This window comes from Bradyrhizobium sp. BRP20 (assembly GCF_020194215.1).
Lineage (GTDB): Bacteria > Pseudomonadota > Alphaproteobacteria > Rhizobiales > Xanthobacteraceae > Bradyrhizobium > Bradyrhizobium yuanmingense.
Window position 1 is genome coordinate 329096 of record NZ_JADYVY010000007.1, and the last position, 16759, is coordinate 345854.

Genomic DNA, 16759 nt, shown 5'->3' on the forward strand with positions numbered 1-16759 from the left:
AATGATTGAAATGCCGCCGCTCAAGTTCGCGACGACGAACGGAATCCGCATGGGCTATTACGAGGCGGGCCCGTCCGATGACAAACCGCCGGTCGTGCTGTGCCACGGCTGGCCGGAGCTCGCATTCTCCTGGCGTCACCAGATCAAGGCACTAAGCGAGGCCGGCATCCGCGTAGTCGCGCCCGACCAGCGTGGCTACGGCGCGACCGACCGGCCCGAGCCGGTCGAAGCCTATGACATGGAGCACCTGACCGGCGATCTCGTCGGTCTGCTCGATCATCTCGGGATCGACAAGGCGATCTTCGTCGGCCACGACTGGGGCGGCTTCGTCGTCTGGCAGATGCCGCTGCGGCATCCCACGCGCGTCGCCGGAGTCGTCGGCGTCAACACCCCGCATTGGGACCGCATGCCGATCGACCCGATCGCGCTGTTCCGCCAGCGTTACGGCGACCAGATGTACATCGTCCAGTTCCAGGATCCCGCGCGCGAGCCGGACAAGATCTTCGGCAGCCGCGTCGAGCAGACCTTCGACGCCTTCATGCGCAAGCCGCTGGCAAAGCCGGCAGCGAAACCGGACGAGCCGCCGATCGCGGGTGTCGGCGCCTCGTCGAAGACCAACCTGGCTTTCCCGCAGATGATTGCGGCGTACGACGCCAAGGTCGATCCGCGCACGCCGATCCTGTCGGCTGATGAGAAGAAGGTGTTCGTCGACACCTTCACGAAGACCGGCTTCACCGGCGGCATCAACTGGTACCGCAACTTCACCCGCAACTGGGAGCGCGCCGAGGGGCTGGACCACCACATCCACGTGCCCTCGTTGATGATCATGGCGGAGAATGATGCCGTGCTGCCGCCCTCGGCGGCCGACGGCATGGAGAAACTGATCGATGACCTCGAGAAGTATCTGGTGAAGGACAGCGGCCATTGGACGCAACAGGAGAAGCCGGAGGAGGTCAGCGCCAAGCTGATCGAGTGGCGGAGAAGGCGGTTTGGCTAGCGCTCGTCATTGGGAACGCGTCATTGCGAGGAGCCCGCGGCAAATTGCCAAGCAATTTGCGCTGGCGACGAAGCAATCCAGACTGCCTCCACGGATACATTTCTGGATTGCTTCGCTTCGCTCGCAACGACGACATTGAGGCAGGGGGACTACATTTCGATGTCATCCAAGAACCGTCTGGACCCGATTCCGCAGCCGCCGACCAAGCCAGTGGTCGGCAATATGCTGTCGCTGGACGCGGCCGCTCCCGTGCAGCACCTGACGCGGCTTGCCAAGGAGCTCGGTCCGATCTTCTGGCTTGACATGATGGGCTCGCCGATCGTCGTCGTCTCCGGCCACGATCTCGTCGACGAGCTCTCCGACGAGAAGCGGTTCGACAAGACGGTGCGCGGCGCGCTGCGGCGCGTGCGTGCGGTCGGCGGCGACGGCCTCTTCACCGCCGACACCCGTGAGCCGAACTGGAGCAAGGCGCACAACATCCTGCTGCAGCCTTTCGGCAACCGCGCCATGCAGTCCTATCACCCGAGCATGGTCGACATCGCCGAGCAGCTCGTCCAGAAATGGGAGCGGCTCAACGCCGACGACGAGATCGACGTCGTCCACGACATGACCGCGCTGACGCTGGATACGATCGGCCTGTGCGGCTTCGAGTACCGCTTCAACTCGTTCTACCGGCGCGACTACCATCCTTTCGTCGAGTCACTGGTACGATCGCTCGAAACCATCATGATGACGCGCGGCCTGCCGTTCGAGCAGCTCTGGATGCAGAACCGGCGGAAGACGCTGGTCCAAGACGTCGCTTTCATGAACAAGATGGTCGACGAGATCATCGCCGAACGCCGCAAGAGCGCGGAAGGCATCGACGACAAGAAGGACATGCTGGCCGCGATGATGACCGGCGTCGACCGTTCCACCGGCGAGCAGCTCGACGACGTCAATATCCGCTACCAGATCAACACCTTCCTGATCGCAGGGCACGAGACCACCAGCGGCCTGTTGTCCTACACGCTGTACGCGCTGCTCAAGCACCCGGAGATTCTCAAGAAGGCCTATGACGAGGTCGACCGGGTCTTCGGCCCCGACGTCAACGCCAAGCCGACCTATCAGCAGGTGACGCAGCTCACCTACATCACGCAGATCCTCAAGGAGTCGTTGCGGTTGTGGCCGCCGGCGCCGGCCTATGGCATCTCGCCGCTGAACGACGAGACCATCGGCGGCGGCAAGTACAAGCTCAGGAAAGGAACGTTCGTCACCATTCTGGTGACGGCGCTGCATCGTGATCCAAGCGTGTGGGGTCCCAATCCCGACGCGTTCGACCCCGAGAATTTCAGCCGCGAGGCGGAGGCAAAACGGCCGATCAATGCCTGGAAGCCGTTCGGCAACGGCCAGCGCGCCTGCATCGGCCGCGGCTTCGCCATGCACGAGGCAGCGCTCGCGCTCGGCATGATCCTGCAGCGCTTCAAGCTGATCGACCACCAGCGCTACCAGATGCACCTGAAGGAGACGCTGACCATCAAGCCGGAAGGCTTCAAGATCAAGGTGCGGCCGCGCGCCGATCGCGAGCGCGGCGCCTATGGCGGGCCCGTTGCCGCTGCGTCCTCGGCGCCAAAGGCGCAGCGTCAGCCCACCACGCGGCCCGGCCACAACACGCCGATGCTGGTGCTCTACGGCTCCAATCTCGGCACCGCCGAGGAGCTCGCAACGCGCATGGCCGATCTTGCCGAGATCAACGGTTTTGCCGTGCATCTCGGCCCGCTCGACGACTATGTCGGCAAGCTGCCGCAGGAGGGCGGGGTGCTGATCATCTGCGCCTCCTATAACGGCGCGCCGCCGGACAATGCGACGCAGTTCGTCAAATGGCTCGGCGAGGATCTGCCGAAGGATGCCTTCGCCGGTGTGCGCTACGCCGTGTTCGGCTGCGGCAACAGCGACTGGGCCGCGACCTATCAATCGGTGCCGCGCTTCATCGACGAGCAATTGTCGAAGCATGGTGCGCGCGCGGTCTATCCGCGCGGCGAGGGCGATGCCCGCAGCGATCTCGACGGCCAGTTCCAGAAATGGTTCCCCGCCGCCGCGCAAGTCGCGACCAAGGAGTTCGGCATCGACTGGAATTTCACCCGCACCGCCGAGGACGATCCGCTCTATGCAATCGAGCCGGTCGCGGTGACCGCCGTCAACACCATCGTCGCCCAGGGCGGCGCAGTGGCGATGAAGGTGCTGGTCAATGACGAGCTCCAGAACAAGTCCGGCGCGAATGCTTCCGAGCGCTCGACGCGCCACATCGAGGTGCAGCTACCGGCCAACCTCAGCTACCGCGTCGGCGATCACCTCAGCGTCGTTCCGCGCAACGATCCTACGCTGGTTGATTCGGTTGCCCGCCGCTTCGGCTTTTTGCCGGCCGATCAGATCAGGCTTCAGGTGGCCGAAGGCCGGCGCGCGCAATTGCCGGTCGGCGCGGCCGTGTCGGTTGGCCGCCTGCTCAGCGAGTTCGTCGAGCTGCAGCAGGTCGCGACGCGCAAGCAGATCCAGATCATGGCCGAGCACACCCGCTGTCCCGTCACCAAGCCGAAGCTGCTGGCCTTCGTCGGCGAGGAGGCGGAGCCGCTCGAGCGCTATCGCAGTGAGATCCTCGCCAAGCGCAAATCGGTTTTCGACCTGCTGCTCGAATATCCGGCTTGCGAACTGCCGTTCCACGTCTATCTCGAAATGCTCTCGCTGCTGGCGCCGCGCTATTACTCGATCTCGTCCTCGCCGTCGGTCGACCCCGCGCGTTGCAGCGTCACGGTCGGCGTGGTCGAAGGTCCGGCTGCCTCCGGCCGCGGCACCTACAAGGGCATCTGCTCGAACTATCTCGCCAATCGGCGGGCGGGCGATACGATCTATGCCACCGTGCGCGAGACCAAGGCGGGCTTCTGCCTGCCGGACGATCCTTCCGTGCCTGTTATCATGATCGGTCCGGGCACGGGACTTGCGCCGTTCCGCGGCTTCCTCCAGGAGCGCGCCGCGCGCAAGGCGAAAGGGGCCGCGCTCGGCCCGGCCATGTTGTTCTTCGGCTGCCGCCATCCCGACCAGGATTTTCTTTACGCGGAGGAGCTGAAGGCGCTCGCGGCGAGCGGCATCACCGAGCTGTTCACGGCGTTCTCGCGCGCGGACGGACCGAAGACCTATGTGCAGCATGTGCTTGCCGCGCAGAAGGACAAGGTCTGGCCGCTGATCGAGCAGGGCGCGATCATCTATGTGTGCGGCGACGGCGGCAAGATGGAGCCGGACGTGAAGGCGGCGCTGGTTGCGATCCACCGCGAGAGGAGCGGCAGTGATGCTGCGGCAGGCGCGCGCTGGATCGAGGAGATGGGCGCGAACAACCGCTATGTGCTGGACGTCTGGGCGGGAGCGTAGCCGCAGATCGTGGGGTGGGTTAGCCCCGCGGATCGCGCGAAGCGCAAACCGCTAGGCGTAACCCACCAATTCTGTCCGAGCGGCGGGTTACGCCTTCGGCTAACCCACCCTACGATCCTGTTCGTGCTAAAGCATTCCCATGATTCCCTGGGAAAAGATTGACACCGCCAAAATTCCCGGTTCCGACGAGGAGCTTCGCCTGATGCGCCGGGGCAAGGAGTTCTCCATCAAGCTCGGCACCAACGAGCTGATGAACAGCCGCCTGTCGGGGTCGGAAGCAGCGCTGGCAACCCTTGCCGCGAAGCAGATCGAGAAAGTCGCAAAGCCCGTCGTTCTCATCGGCGGTCTCGGCATGGGTTTTACGCTACGCGCGGCGCTGGCCGTGCTCGGAGCCCAGGCGAAGATCGTGGTCTCCGAGTTGGTGCCGTCGGTGGTCGCCTGGGCACGAGGCCCGATGGCCGAGGTCTTCGGAGATAGCCTCGATGATGCCAGGGTGAGCATTCGCGAGATCGATGTTGGCGAAGTCATCCGGGCGAAGCGTTCGGCCTTCGACGCCATCCTGCTCGACGTCGACAACGGTCCCGAGGGGCTGACCCGGAAAGGCAATGACGCGCTCTACGATGCGCGCGGGCTGCAGGTTGCGAAGACGGCGCTGCGGGCGGGAGGCGTGCTGGCCGTCTGGTCGTCTGGACCCAATGCGGCATTCACAGGGCGCCTCAAGCGCGCCGGCTTCGACGTCAACGAAGTCAACGTTCGCGCCACCGGCAGAGGCGGCGGCGCGCGCCACGTGATCTGGATCGCGCGGAAGGGCTAGGCCGCCTGCGCCGCCGCGCCATGCGCGTGCTTGTCGATCGCGTCGATGATTTCCGGCCAGAAGCGCATGGGCAGCGCGTGGCCCATGCCCTCGATCATCAGCAGCTTTGCGTTCGGGATCGACGCGGCCGTGTCCTTGCCGCCTTCGGGGCGGACCAACGGATCGACGGTGCCGTGAATCACGAGCGTCGGAACCTTCACGGTGTGCAGCCGCTCCTTGCGGCTGCCCGAGGCAAGCACGGCGCGGAGCTGACGGCCGACGCCGGCCGGATTGAGCCCGCGCGCGAACACCCGCTCGGCGCGGCCGGGGTCGAGCGCTTCCTCTTCCGGGAAATGCCCGGCGCGCAGCACCTTCCAGGTCTGGCCATAGCGGACGATGAACTCCTCCTTGCTGCGCGGCGGCGGTGCCATCAGCACCGCGGCGGCCTCGCGCGTCGGCGGCGGCACGCGCGGATTGCCCGTCGTCGACATGATCGAGGTCAGCGAGCGCACGCGGTGCGGAAACGACAGCGTCACCTCCTGCGCGATCATGCCGCCCATGGACGCCCCGACGAGATGCGCCGACTTAATGCCGAGCGCATCCATCAGCCCGACCGTGTCCTTTGCCATGTCGATCAGCTTGTAGGTCGCGGCCACCGGGATGCGCAAGAAGCGCAGCTTCAGCAGCTCGAACGGCGTCAGCCGCTTGCCGCCGGTGAGATGGCTCGACTTGCCGATGTCGCGATTGTCGAAGCGGATCACGCGGAAGCCGCGTGCGGCGAGCTGCTCGCAGAATGCATCGTCCCAATGGATCATCTGCGCCCCGAGGCCCATGATCAGCAGCAGCGGCTCGGCATTGTCGTTGCCGAAGATCTCGTAGCAGATATCGATGCCGTTGGCGCGGACGGTCTGGGGCGGTTGATGGGCGGTCACGGGTTCCTCCTGCTGACCGATGCTGTATCGCACGGTTTCATTTCACGAAGAAGCCGCGTCTCCGACGTTGCGTCGGTTGCTTGCCGGTTGACCGGCACCGCGCAACGGTGTGGTATGGCGGGACAAGAAGGGTGCAAAGCCCTCCGCATTGGGAGGACGCCGATGACCGACAAGATCACCGATCCGGTCGCCTTGTGGCAGAAGATGGTTGGCGAAATGGAGAAGGGTTTCAACTCCTTCGCGACCAAGGCGATGGAGACGCCCGAATTCTCGCAGGCCATGAACCGCGCCGGCGGCGTTGCTGCAGGTGCTCAGAAGCAATTCGGCGCTCTCATGGAGAGGTACCTGATCTCGATGAACCTGCCGAGCCGCGAGCAGATGACCGGCATCGCGGAACGGCTCCAGTCGATCGAAGGCCAGCTCGGCGAGATCAAGTCGATGCTGAGCCAGATGTCGGCCACTTCGGGCGCGCCGCAACCCGGCGCCGCCCCGCGGCCACCGCGAACCAAGCGTCCGCCGTCCGAAGGCGGAGACCAAAAATGAACGCGCCGGCGGGACTTGATCTTGCCTCGATCCCGGAGCGCATCCAGTCCGAGGTGCAGCGCGCGATTCAGCGCAGCATCAAGGGCGTCGAATATTTCTCGACCTCGGGCCCCTCGCTCGGCTCGACGCCAAAGGACGTGCTGCACACGCGCGGGACCATGAGCCTCTATCACTACCGGCCGATGTCGGACGAGATCTACCGCGTGCCGGTGCTGATCGTGATGGCAACCACCAATCGCGGCTACATCCTCGATCTCGTGCCCGGCCAGAGCTTCATCGAGTTTCTGCTGAAACGCGGCTACGACGTCTACATGCTGGACTGGAGCGCGCCGCGGCCGGAGGAGAAGGGCCTGCGCATGGAGGACTATGTCCTCGACTTCATTCCGGACTGCGTCCGCCGCGTGCAAGCCGATTCCGGCGAGCAGGACGTCTCCGTCATCGGCTATTGCTTTGGGGGCGTGCTGTCGCTGCTCTACGGCTCGATCCACAAGGACGGGCCGATGAAGAACCTGATCTGCTTCACCACGCCGATCGACTTCCGGGAGATGAAGCTGTTCTCGAACTTCTCCGACCGCCGCTATTTCGACGTCGACCACCTCGTGGACAGCGTCGGCAACGTGCCGCCGGAGATGATCCTGTCCTCGTTCGAGATGCTGCGCCCGGCCTCGCGTACGGTGAGCCAGATCCAGCTCTGGGAGAACATCTGGAACGACGAGTTCGTGAAGTCGTACCGCATGTTCGACCGCTGGGCGACCGACACGCTGCCGCTCGCCGGCGAATATTTCCGCACCATCACCAAGGACCTGATGTGGGACAACAAGCTGTTCGACGGCACCATGTCGGTCGGCGGCCGTGCGGCCAAGCTCGAGAACATCACGGTGCCGATCCTGCATGCCGTCGCCGAGCACGATCATATCGTGCCCTATGAGGCGGCCAAGCACCTGATCGCCAAGGTCGGCTCGACCGACAAGGAAGAGGTGATCCTGAAGGGCGGTCACGTTTCGCTCGTTGCCGGCGCCAACGCGGTGAAGCGGCTGTGGCCGAAACTGGATTCCTGGCTGGGAAAGAGATCGATATGAGCGAGCAGCGTTCCTATCCGCGCCATGTCAAGACCGACGCCGGCACTATCGAGATCCGCCTGATGTCGCCCGCGGACGAGGCCGCGGTGCTGGCTTTTGGCAAGGGCCTGCCGACCCATGACCTGTTGTTCCTGCCACGCAACATCAGCGAGCCGAAGGTGCTGTCGGCCTGGGTCAAGGAAATCGAGCGCGGAGCTATTCAGAGCCTGCTCGCGGTGAGAGAGGGCAGGGTCGTTGGTTGCGGCACGCTGGTGCGCGATCCCCATTCCTGGTCGCCTCATGTCGGTGAGATCCGGATGGTGGTTTCGCCCGAGGTCCGCGGCAAGGGCGTGGGCAAAGCGCTGTCGCAGGAGACTTTTGCGCTGGCGCTCGGAGCGGGCCTGGAAAAGCTCTCGGTCCAGATGACGGTGGATCAGCAGGCGGCGATCGCCCTGTTCGAGAGCCTCGGCTTCAAGGCCGAGGCCCTGCTGCGGGACCATGTCCGGGACGTCGACGGCAAGACCCACGACATCGTCGTGCTCGGCCATAACATCGCGCAGGTCCAGGCTCAGATGGAGGCCTACGGCCTGCCTGGCGCCGTGCAGCACTAAGCAGGAGGCGTCCGACATTGGGTCCGGATCGGAACCCATTCACGTGCCCCCATGGCTACGGAAGCATCACGATGTCTCTCGTGAGAGTTGTTCACGATTTCGTGATATCGCACTGCAATATCAATATTGCGATGCACAATTAACCGTGCCATATAGGTCGTGCCCCGGGCCAATGCGGACGGGGTGAGCCCATAGCTCAAACCATTGAGGATGGAGAGAACCCCATGACCACTGAAACCAACACCGCTTTCGAGGGCTTCAAGGACGCTTTCAAGAACATCCAGAACCTGGAAGTTCCCGAGGCCGCCCGCGAATTCGTCAAGAAGACTGCCAACACTGCCAAGGACCGTGCTGCCGAGGTGTTTGCTGGCTCCGAGCGCGTGACCGCCGCCGTCGAGAACGCGGTGACCGAGTCCATCACCGAGGCCGGCAAGATCAGCCGCAACATCCAGCAGGCGATCTACGAGGACGCCGAGGCGTTCTTCTCGGGCATCGACAAGCTCGCGTCCGCCAAGTCGGTCAGCGAAGCCGTCGAGATCCAGTCGAGCCTGCTCCGCTCCCGCGGCGAAGTGTTCGTCTCGCGCGCCAAGGCGACCGCCGACTATCTCGGCAAGCTCGCCGCCAACGGTGCGAAGTCCGCTCAGGACAATTTCGCCAAGGTCTACAGCAAGACCGCCTGATCTGGCACCTGAGCACAAACTGAATTTGAGGCCCGCTTCGGCGGGCCTTTGTTTTTGCGCCGCCGTCATTGCGAGGAGCTCGCGACAAAATTGCGTAGCAATTTTGCGCTGATGCGACGAACAATCCAAAGTCTTTCCTCTGAAAGATTCCGGATTGCTTCGCTTCGCTCGCAATGACGAGTACTGTGATGCAGTCATGGACTCGTCTGTCACCTTTTCCTTCGACGCCCCCGGCGATGCCGCACGCGCGGCCGAGCTGCGCCGCGTCAAGACGCTGGCGACTTTGGTGCTGGCCGCGACGCTGGCACTGTTCGTCGTCGCGAAATGGCTGCTGCCCGTGCATCCCGTGTTCGGCTTCATTGCCGCCTTCGCCGAGGCCGCGACTATCGGCGGGCTCGCCGACTGGTATGCCGTGGTGGCGCTGTTCAAGCGGCCGCTCGGCCTGCCGATCCCGCACACCGCGATCATCCAGAGCAACCAGGCCCGCATCGCCGACAAGCTCGGCGAATTCATCCAGGTGCATTTCCTCGAGGCGGGTCCCGTCGAAGCCAAGCTGAAGGAGATCGATTTCGGCTCCTTCGTCGCCGACTGGTTGCGCGACCGCAAGCGCAGCGACGACCTCGCGCGCTTTGCCCTGCGTCTCTTGCCGGAGGCCGTGTCCGCAACCGAAAGCTCCGGCCTGATGACCTTTATCATCCGCCGCATGTCCTCGCAGCTCCAGGCGATCGACCTTGCGCCGCTCGCGGCCGGCACGCTGCGCGGCTTCGTCGCGGAGGGACGGCACCAGATCCTGTTCGACGATCTCCTGCGCGTGATGCACGAGACCTTGAACCAGACAGAGACGATGGCGATGATCCGCGAGAAGGTGCGCGCGGAATTGCCGACCCTGCTCAAACTCTATCGCGCCGACAAGTTTTTGGTGAACAAGATCGTGGCCTCCGCCACCGCCTTCTTCAACGAAGTGCGCAGCGATCCCAAGCATCCGTTCCGCGGCGAGTTCGACCGCATGGTGCTGAACTTCGTCGACAGGCTCGGCACCGATCAGGCCTATATCGACCGCATCGACGGCCTGAAACGCGATCTCCTGGCGCGGCCGGAGCTTGCCGATCTCGCCCGCACCGTCTGGGCCAACACGCGCTCCTTCATCGAGCGCAGCGCGAGCGGCGAGACGCAGGTGCTGCAACATCATCTCGCCGGGATGTTCGTCTCGGCTGGCGAGGCGCTCGCCGGCGATGCCGAGCTGCGCGGCGAGATCAACAAGGGTCTCGTGACCCTGCTGCGCAGCTTCGTCGCGGACCAGAAGAGCGGCGTCTCCACCTTCATCTCCGATCAGGTCAAGGCGTGGAATATGACGCAGCTGATTTCGCTGATCGAAATCAACATCGGCCGCGACCTGCAATACATCCGCTTCAACGGCTCGTTGATCGGCGGGCTCGCCGGGCTCGCGCTCTACACCGTAGAATTCCTGCTCCGATTGTTGTGACTTTTGCGTCACGGCCGTTAGCATTAACGCGCGGACCTATTGTCGCCCCGCGTCTCTCCCGCTTGAATGTCGGGAACCGGCCGCCTAGCTGATTCATGTTGCGCTGCGGAACGATCAAGAAGCCGGTGCATTGGAATTCATGCCGATTTGCCGGTCTCGCTGCCGGCGGCCTTTCCAGGAATTCTTCCCAGGGGAAATATTGATGACCGCAACTGCCCAGACGCTGCGCCCGCCGTCCCGCACCTTGATGTTTCTGGAGGGGCGCGCGATCCACGAGTTCGGCGCATTCCTCGGCGCGCTGCCGCTGTTGAGCCTTGCGCCGCGCGGTGATGGGCATCCGGTGCTGGTGCTGCCAGGCCTCGTGGCCTCCGACACCTCCACTGGCGCGCTGCGCACGTTTCTGAGCAGCAAGGGCTATGCAGTGGCTGGTTGGCGCCAAGGCCGCAACTACGGCCTGCGGCCCGGCGTGCAGGATGCGATGCTCGGTCAGATCCGAGAGCTCAACGACACCCACGGCCGCAAGATCAGCTTGGTCGGTTGGAGCCTCGGTGGCATCTATTCGCGCCAGCTTGCCAAGATGGTGCCGGACAGCGTGCGCCAAGTGATCACGCTTGGTAGCCCCTTTGCCGGCGATCCACGCTCGACCAACGCCTGGCGCGTGTATGAATGGGCGAGCGGCCGCAAGGCCGACGAGGTTGATCCGCGTTTCGGCGGCGAGCTTGCCGCTCCGCCGCCGGTGCCGACCACCGCCATCTTCAGCCGTACCGACGGCGTCTGCGCCTGGCAAGGCTGCATGGAGAAGACGGGCGCACAGACCGAGAGCATCGAGGTCGAGAGCAGCCATTGCGGCATGGGCCATCATCCGGCCGCCGTCTATGCCGTAGCCGATCGCCTCGCGCAGAAGGAAGGCCAGTGGCGCCCGTTCGATCGCAGCGGCTGGCGCAGCGTGGTGTATCCCGATCCGCATCGGTAGCGCTCCTCTTCGCCTCTCTCTGCAAGCTGGGCGAGGTCGGATTGCATCGGAGATGCGATAGGGGGAGAAGGAGAAGAGCCGTCGTCCCGCTCCACTGTCGCGCCTGCACCAAACGCGCTAAGGCTGCTGCATGGCGCATCCGCTCTCTCGTATCATCGACCAGCTCAAGCGCGAGCCCTCGCGCACCGGCTCCATCGTCATCACAGTGTTTGGTGATGCCATCGTGCCGCGTGGTGGCTCGGTGTGGCTCGGCACGCTTCTGGAATTCTTCGAAAGCCTCGACATCGTCAGCGGCGTGGTGCGCACCGCAATGTCGCGGCTTGCCGCCGACGGCTGGCTGACGCGCGAGAAGGTCGGTCGCAACAGTTTCTATCGCCTGGCCGACAAGGGCCGCCAGACGTTCGAGGCCGCGACGCGCCACATCTACGATCCGCCGCCGTCCGACTGGACCGGACGTTTCGAGCTGCTGCTGATCGGCAATGGCGAGGATCGCGACGCATCGCGCGAAGCGCTGCGCAATGCCGGCTTCGGCAGCCCGCTGCCGGGCGTATGGGTCGCGCCATCGGGCGTTCCGGTGCCGGATGAGGCCGCGGGCGCGATCCGGCTCGAAGTCTCGGCGGAAGACGACAGCGGCCGCCGTCTGCTCAGCGCGAGCTGGCCGCTCGATCGGACCGCCGATGCCTATCTGAAATTCATGAAGACGTTCGAGCCGCTGCGCGCTGCGATCGCGCGCGGCACGGATCTGTCCGAGGCCGACGCCTTCACCGCGCGGATCCTCTTGATCCACCATTACCGCCGCGTCGTGCTGCGCGATCCATTGCTGCCCGAGAGCCTGCTGCCGCCGGATTGGCCGGGCAGGGCGGCCCGCGAACTCTGCGGCGAGATCTATCGCGCGCTGCTTGCTCCGTCCGAACAATGGCTCGACAGCCATGGAACCAATGAAAAAGGGCCGTTGCCGGCCGCGCGAAAGCTGCTGGAACGAAGGTTCGGTGCCTGATCATTATGTTACAGAAATATCTTGCATGATGTAAATCTTGTTATATATTCTCTCCCAATAAACGGGAGGATGCGCATGTACACCCAGGCGCTGAACACGGCCGAGACCGCTGATCGCGATCTCGAGGACGCAGGCAAAGCTGCGCAATTCCAGGCCCGCATCGATGCCGAGGAGCGCATCGAGCCGAACGATTGGATGCCGGCGGCCTATCGCAAGACGCTCACCCGCCAGATCTCCCAGCACGCGCATTCCGAAATCGTCGGCATGCTGCCCGAAGGCAACTGGATCACGCGCGCGCCGACCTTGCGCCGCAAGGCCGCGCTGCTCGCCAAGGTGCAGGATGAATGCGGCCACGGGCTCTATCTCTATGCCGCCGCCGAGACGCTCGGCTCCTCGCGCGAGGAGCTGGTCGACGCCATGCTCGCCGGCAAGGCCAAATATTCATCGATCTTCAACTATCCGGCGCTGACCTGGGCGGACATCGGCACGATCGGCTGGCTGGTCGACGGCGCCGCGATCATGAACCAGATCCCGCTGTGCCGCTGCTCCTACGGGCCTTATGCGCGCGCGATGATCCGCGTCTGCAAGGAGGAGTCCTTCCACCAGCGCCAGGGTTACGAGATCATGGTGACGCTGTGCCGCGGCTCGGAGGAGCAGAAGGCGATGGCGCAGGACGCGCTGAACCGCTGGTGGTGGCCGGTGCTGATGATGTTCGGTCCGCCCGACGCGACGAGCCAGCACAGCGACACCTCGACGAAGTGGAAGATCAAGCGCTTCTCCAATGACGAGCTGCGCCAGAAGTTCGTCGATGCCACCGTGCCGCAGGCGCAATATCTCGGCCTCACCATTCCCGATCCCGGCATGACGCAGGACGCTGACGGCCACTGGCGCTACAGCGAGATCGACTGGACCGAATTCAAGCAGGTGCTGGCCGGCAACGGCCCGTGCAATCGCGACCGCATGGCCGCGCGCCGCAAGGCACACGAGGAGGGCGCCTGGGTGCGCGAGGCGGCAGCTAGCTATGCCGCCAAGCGCGCCCAGCGTCAGACCGCCCAGGCTGCCGAATAGGAGAGCGATATGGCCACGCCGAACACGCCGCTGTGGGAAGTCTTCATTCGCAGCCGCAACGGGCTCGCACACAAGCATGTCGGCTCGCTGCATGCGAGCGATGCGACCATGGCGCTGCAGGCCGCCCGCGACATCTACACCCGGCGCGGCGAGGGCCTGTCGATCTGGGTCGTGCCCTCCAGCGCGATCACCGCGAGCGATCCCGCCGAGAAGGGCATGATGTTCGAGCCGGCGGAATCCAAGATCTACCGGCACCCGACGTTCTACGAGGTGCCGGATGAAGTGGGGCACATGTGATGGGGATGATGTGATGTCTTGCGCCAACATCCAGGTCTCCGAAACGCCGCTGGTGCTTTACGCATTGCGCCGCGCCGACGATGCGCTGATTCTTGGTCACAGGCTGTCGGAATGGTGCGGGCATGCGCCGATGCTGGAAGAGGACATGGCACTCTCCAACATCGCGCTCGACCTGATCGGCCAGGCGCGGGAGCTCTACACCTTTGCCGCCAAGGTCGAAGGCAGGGACAACGACGAGGACAAGCTCGCTTACTTGCGCGACGTGCGGCAGTACCGCAATCTTCTCCTAGTCGAGCAACCCAACGGCGATTTTGCCCAGACCCTGGTGCGGCAATTCTTCTATTCCGCCTTCGCCGATCTCTACTGGCGCGCGATGATGAATTCGCGCGATGCGACGCTGGCGGCGATTGCTGCGAAATCGGAGAAGGAGAGCGCCTACCATCTGCGCCATGCCTCGGAATGGATCATCCGGCTCGGCGACGGCACGGAGGAGAGTCATCGCCGGGCGCAGGCTGCGATCGACAATCTCTGGGCCTTTACCGGCGAGATGTTTGCCGTCGACGACGGCGAACGCGCGCTGATCCATGCCGGCATTGCCGTCGATCCCGCAAGCTTGCGCGGGCGCTGGCTGGCGACTCTCTCGGAGGTCACGCGTGAAGCAACGCTCGCGCTGCCGCAGAACGACTGGATGCAGCAGGGCGGTCGCTCCGGTCGTCACAGCGAGCATCTCGGCCACCTCCTGTCGGAGTTGCAATCGATGCAGCGGACTTTTCCGGGGCTGACATGGTGATGGTGACCGATGACGCCGCGCTGCGCCAGCGCGCCTGGGACGCCGCCGCCAGCGTGGTCGATCCGGAAATCCCGGTGCTGACCATCGGCGATCTCGGCGTGCTCCGCGACGTCGTTCTCGACGGCGATCATGTCGAGGTTGCGATCACGCCGACCTATTCGGGCTGTCCGGCGATGAACATGATCGCGCTCGAAATCGAGATCGCGCTGGAGCGCGCCGGTTTCCATCATCCGAAGGTACGAACCGTGCTGTCGCCGGCCTGGACCACGGACTGGTTGACCGAGGACGGACGCAAGAAGCTGCGCGCCTACGGCATCGCGCCGCCGCAAGCCTCGAACTCGCGCCGTGCGCTGTTCGGCGATCAGACGGTGGCGTGCCCGCAATGCGGCTCGGACAAGACAGAGCTGCTGTCCGAATTCGGCTCGACCTCCTGCAAGGCGCTCTGGCGCTGCAAGGCCTGCCGCGAACCCTTCGACTATTTCAAGTGCCATTGACCATGTCCGCAGCCGCACCGCGCTTCCATCGCCTCGCCGTCAGGGACCTCCGCCGCGAGGCCACGGACGCCGTCTCGATGACCTTTGCCATCCCCAACGAACTCGCCGGCGATTACGCCTTCACGCCCGGCCAGTATCTGACGCTGCGCGCCACGCTCGACGGCGAAGAGGTGCGCCGCTCCTATTCGATCTGCTCCGGCCCTGACGACGGCGAGATCCGTATCGCCGTCAAGAAGGTCGATGGCGGCGCATTTTCGAGCTGGGCCGCCGAAGATCTCAAATGCGGCGACGAGCTCGACGTGATGACGCCGACCGGCCGCTTCGGTCTGGTCCCGCCGACAGATCGTGCGCGCGTTCATGTCGGCTTCGCCGCCGGCTCCGGCATCACGCCGATCCTGTCGATCGTGAAGGGCGTGCTCGCGCGCGAGCCGGGCAGCCGCTTCTTTTTGTTCTACGGCAACCGCACCACCGACAACATCATGTTCCTCGAAGCGCTCGAGGAGCTCAAGGACCGCTTCATCGATCGTCTTTCGATCTTTTACGTGCTCTCCGGCGAGGAGCAGGACATTCCGATCCTGCATGGCCGGCTCGACGGCGACAAGGTGAGGGTGCTGCTCCGCGCATTGGTGCCGGCGGCCAGCGTCGATCACGTCTTCATCTGCGGTCCTCTTGGCATGAGCGAGGACATCGAGGCGACCTGCCGCGATCTCGGCATCGCGGACGAGCGCATCCATGTCGAGCGCTTCGTCTCCGAGTTCGGCGGCAAGCCGCGGCCGAAAAAGGCGGTTGCGCCCGACGCGCCGCCGAAGGCGATGGCGTCGCTGATCATCGACGGCAAGCGCCGCGACGTGCCCGTCGCCGAGGACGAGGCGATCCTCGATGCCGCCCTGCGCGCCGGTGTCGATCTGCCCTTTGCCTGCAAGGGCGGCATGTGCTCGACCTGCCGCGCAAAACTGGTCGAGGGCGAGGCGCCGATGGACATCAACTATTCGCTGGAACCGTGGGAGCTCGAGGCCGGTTTTGTTCTCACCTGCCAGGCCAAGCCGTCCACGGAGCGGGTCGTAGTCGACTATGATCATGTCTGATCGGGCGTTCTGCGGCTCCGCAATGCAAATGCGTCGCATGATTTGACAGCGTGAGCCAACCAGAACAACATCATGAGCAAACGTCTGGCCGGGAGAAGCGCGTGAACGTGAAAGCCGCCCTGTCGTCTGAGGATATCGCCCGCGCCTGCGCCGATGCGATGTGGGCCGAGGACGATGCCTCCAAAGGTCTCGGCATGGAGATCGTCGAGATCGGCCCGGGCTTTGCGACGCTCGCCATGACGGTGCGGCCTGATATGGTCAACGGCCAGCGTATTGCTCATGGCGGCTTCATCTTCACGCTCGCCGATTCCGCCTTCGCGTTCGCCTGCAACTCGCACAATGAGCGCGTCGTGGCGGCACAGGGCCAGATCACGTTCATCAAGCCGGGCAAGCTTGGCGATCGTCTCATCGCAAGAGCGCGGGAGATCACCCGCGGCGGCCGCTCCGGCATCTACGACGTGCGTGTCACGGCGGGCGAGGTCGTCATCGCGGAATTCCGCGGACATTCCCGCGTCATTCCCGGCAAATGGCTGCCGGCGCAAGATCAATAAAACCAAACAAA

Annotated in this window: 17 protein-coding genes; 16 read left to right on the plus strand and 1 reads right to left on the minus strand. The window is 64.4% G+C overall.

The genetic code is table 11. The features are described 5' to 3' along the window. Nucleotide 1 precedes the first annotated feature (1 nt). The 3 genes from I6F33_RS19335 (at nucleotide 2) to I6F33_RS19345 (ending at nucleotide 5207) form a co-directional block, all read left to right on the plus strand. The gene (locus I6F33_RS19335) at nucleotides 2–997 is read left to right on the plus strand and encodes an alpha/beta fold hydrolase (protein WP_036004787.1); all 996 of its coding nucleotides are present in this window, start codon (nucleotides 2–4) and stop codon (nucleotides 995–997) included. A 159-nt stretch (nucleotides 998–1156) separates the two neighbouring features. Continuing rightward, the gene (locus I6F33_RS19340; protein ID WP_225143764.1) at nucleotides 1157–4393 is read left to right on the plus strand and encodes a bifunctional cytochrome P450/NADPH--P450 reductase; all 3237 of its coding nucleotides are present in this window, start codon (nucleotides 1157–1159) and stop codon (nucleotides 4391–4393) included. A 139-nt stretch (nucleotides 4394–4532) separates the two neighbouring features. Further along, a complete protein-coding gene (locus tag I6F33_RS19345; RefSeq protein WP_036025757.1) occupies nucleotides 4533–5207 on the plus strand; it encodes a spermidine synthase in 675 nt (224 codons plus the stop codon). On the opposite strand, the gene I6F33_RS19350 is transcribed toward I6F33_RS19345, so the two are convergent. Next, nucleotides 5204–6118 (minus strand): alpha/beta fold hydrolase, encoded by a 915-nt coding sequence (locus tag I6F33_RS19350; RefSeq protein WP_225114436.1) that lies wholly within the window; start codon nucleotides 6116–6118, stop codon nucleotides 5204–5206. The two genes, I6F33_RS19345 and I6F33_RS19350, sit on opposite strands and share 4 nt — an antisense overlap. 162 nt (nucleotides 6119–6280) lie before the next feature. Here I6F33_RS19350 and I6F33_RS19355 point away from each other — a divergent pair, with 162 nt between their 5' ends. The 13 genes from I6F33_RS19355 to paaI all read left to right on the plus strand — a co-directional run bounded on the left by I6F33_RS19355 (nucleotide 6281) and on the right by paaI (nucleotide 16748). Continuing rightward, complete coding sequence (locus I6F33_RS19355) at nucleotides 6281–6661, plus strand: hypothetical protein (RefSeq protein ID WP_225143767.1); 381 nt, start codon at nucleotides 6281–6283, stop codon at nucleotides 6659–6661. Continuing rightward, nucleotides 6658–7740 carry an alpha/beta hydrolase gene (locus I6F33_RS19360; protein WP_225134106.1) on the plus strand — a complete coding sequence of 361 codons (1083 nt, stop codon included), beginning with the start codon at nucleotides 6658–6660 and terminating at the stop codon, nucleotides 7738–7740. The genes I6F33_RS19355 and I6F33_RS19360 overlap by 4 nt, the downstream gene beginning before the upstream one ends. Beyond that, a complete protein-coding gene (locus I6F33_RS19365; RefSeq protein WP_225127366.1) occupies nucleotides 7737–8330 on the plus strand; it encodes a GNAT family N-acetyltransferase in 594 nt (197 codons plus the stop codon). The genes I6F33_RS19360 and I6F33_RS19365 overlap by 4 nt, the downstream gene beginning before the upstream one ends. Before the next feature lie 224 nt (nucleotides 8331–8554). Next, nucleotides 8555–9010 carry a phasin gene (locus tag I6F33_RS19370; protein WP_036004804.1) on the plus strand — a complete coding sequence of 152 codons (456 nt, stop codon included), beginning with the start codon at nucleotides 8555–8557 and terminating at the stop codon, nucleotides 9008–9010. 196 nt (nucleotides 9011–9206) lie between these two features. Continuing rightward, nucleotides 9207–10493, plus strand: a complete 1287-nt coding sequence (locus I6F33_RS19375) for a DUF445 domain-containing protein (protein WP_225143769.1) — start codon at nucleotides 9207–9209, stop codon at nucleotides 10491–10493. A gap of 202 nt (nucleotides 10494–10695) precedes the next feature. Further along, the gene (locus I6F33_RS19380) at nucleotides 10696–11466 is read left to right on the plus strand and encodes a triacylglycerol lipase (RefSeq protein WP_225143770.1); all 771 of its coding nucleotides are present in this window, start codon (nucleotides 10696–10698) and stop codon (nucleotides 11464–11466) included. Between the two features lie 130 nt (nucleotides 11467–11596). Continuing rightward, a complete protein-coding gene (gene paaX / locus I6F33_RS19385; RefSeq protein WP_036025750.1) occupies nucleotides 11597–12463 on the plus strand; it encodes a phenylacetic acid degradation operon negative regulatory protein PaaX in 867 nt (288 codons plus the stop codon). A gap of 75 nt (nucleotides 12464–12538) precedes the next feature. Next, nucleotides 12539–13531, plus strand: coding sequence for a 1,2-phenylacetyl-CoA epoxidase subunit PaaA (gene paaA, locus I6F33_RS19390; protein WP_225143772.1), 993 nt, complete (start codon nucleotides 12539–12541; stop codon nucleotides 13529–13531). A gap of 9 nt (nucleotides 13532–13540) precedes the next feature. Further along, nucleotides 13541–13828 (plus strand): 1,2-phenylacetyl-CoA epoxidase subunit PaaB, encoded by a 288-nt coding sequence (gene paaB, locus I6F33_RS19395; protein WP_109144501.1) that lies wholly within the window; start codon nucleotides 13541–13543, stop codon nucleotides 13826–13828. A gap of 13 nt (nucleotides 13829–13841) precedes the next feature. Continuing rightward, nucleotides 13842–14618, plus strand: a complete 777-nt coding sequence (gene paaC / locus I6F33_RS19400; RefSeq protein WP_225143774.1) for a 1,2-phenylacetyl-CoA epoxidase subunit PaaC — start codon at nucleotides 13842–13844, stop codon at nucleotides 14616–14618. After that, nucleotides 14618–15112: a 1,2-phenylacetyl-CoA epoxidase subunit PaaD gene (gene paaD, locus I6F33_RS19405; protein WP_225143821.1), complete on the plus strand. Its 495-nt coding sequence runs from the start codon at nucleotides 14618–14620 to the stop codon at nucleotides 15110–15112. Before paaC ends, paaD begins: the two co-directional genes overlap by 1 nt. A gap of 2 nt (nucleotides 15113–15114) precedes the next feature. Continuing rightward, nucleotides 15115–16197, plus strand: coding sequence for a 1,2-phenylacetyl-CoA epoxidase subunit PaaE (gene paaE, locus I6F33_RS19410; RefSeq protein ID WP_225143776.1), 1083 nt, complete (start codon nucleotides 15115–15117; stop codon nucleotides 16195–16197). Between the two features lie 101 nt (nucleotides 16198–16298). After that, the gene (gene paaI, locus I6F33_RS19415) at nucleotides 16299–16748 is read left to right on the plus strand and encodes a hydroxyphenylacetyl-CoA thioesterase PaaI (protein ID WP_225127359.1); all 450 of its coding nucleotides are present in this window, start codon (nucleotides 16299–16301) and stop codon (nucleotides 16746–16748) included. Nucleotides 16749–16759: the final 11 nt, after the last annotated feature.

Coding starts and splice junctions, on each gene's coding strand:
- I6F33_RS19335 (WP_036004787.1), top strand. CDS start 2: ATGATTGAAATGCCGCCGCTCAAGTTCGCGACGACGAACGGAATCCGC.
- I6F33_RS19340 (WP_225143764.1), top strand. CDS start 1,157: ATGTCATCCAAGAACCGTCTGGACCCGATTCCGCAGCCGCCGACCAAG.
- I6F33_RS19345 (WP_036025757.1), top strand. CDS start 4,533: ATGATTCCCTGGGAAAAGATTGACACCGCCAAAATTCCCGGTTCCGAC.
- I6F33_RS19355 (WP_225143767.1), top strand. CDS start 6,281: ATGACCGACAAGATCACCGATCCGGTCGCCTTGTGGCAGAAGATGGTT.
- I6F33_RS19360 (WP_225134106.1), top strand. CDS start 6,658: ATGAACGCGCCGGCGGGACTTGATCTTGCCTCGATCCCGGAGCGCATC.
- I6F33_RS19365 (WP_225127366.1), top strand. CDS start 7,737: ATGAGCGAGCAGCGTTCCTATCCGCGCCATGTCAAGACCGACGCCGGC.
- I6F33_RS19370 (WP_036004804.1), top strand. CDS start 8,555: ATGACCACTGAAACCAACACCGCTTTCGAGGGCTTCAAGGACGCTTTC.
- I6F33_RS19375 (WP_225143769.1), top strand. CDS start 9,207: ATGGACTCGTCTGTCACCTTTTCCTTCGACGCCCCCGGCGATGCCGCA.
- I6F33_RS19380 (WP_225143770.1), top strand. CDS start 10,696: ATGACCGCAACTGCCCAGACGCTGCGCCCGCCGTCCCGCACCTTGATG.
- paaX (WP_036025750.1), top strand. CDS start 11,597: ATGGCGCATCCGCTCTCTCGTATCATCGACCAGCTCAAGCGCGAGCCC.
- paaA (WP_225143772.1), top strand. CDS start 12,539: ATGTACACCCAGGCGCTGAACACGGCCGAGACCGCTGATCGCGATCTC.
- paaB (WP_109144501.1), top strand. CDS start 13,541: ATGGCCACGCCGAACACGCCGCTGTGGGAAGTCTTCATTCGCAGCCGC.
- paaC (WP_225143774.1), top strand. CDS start 13,842: ATGTCTTGCGCCAACATCCAGGTCTCCGAAACGCCGCTGGTGCTTTAC.
- paaD (WP_225143821.1), top strand. CDS start 14,618: ATGGTGACCGATGACGCCGCGCTGCGCCAGCGCGCCTGGGACGCCGCC.
- paaE (WP_225143776.1), top strand. CDS start 15,115: ATGTCCGCAGCCGCACCGCGCTTCCATCGCCTCGCCGTCAGGGACCTC.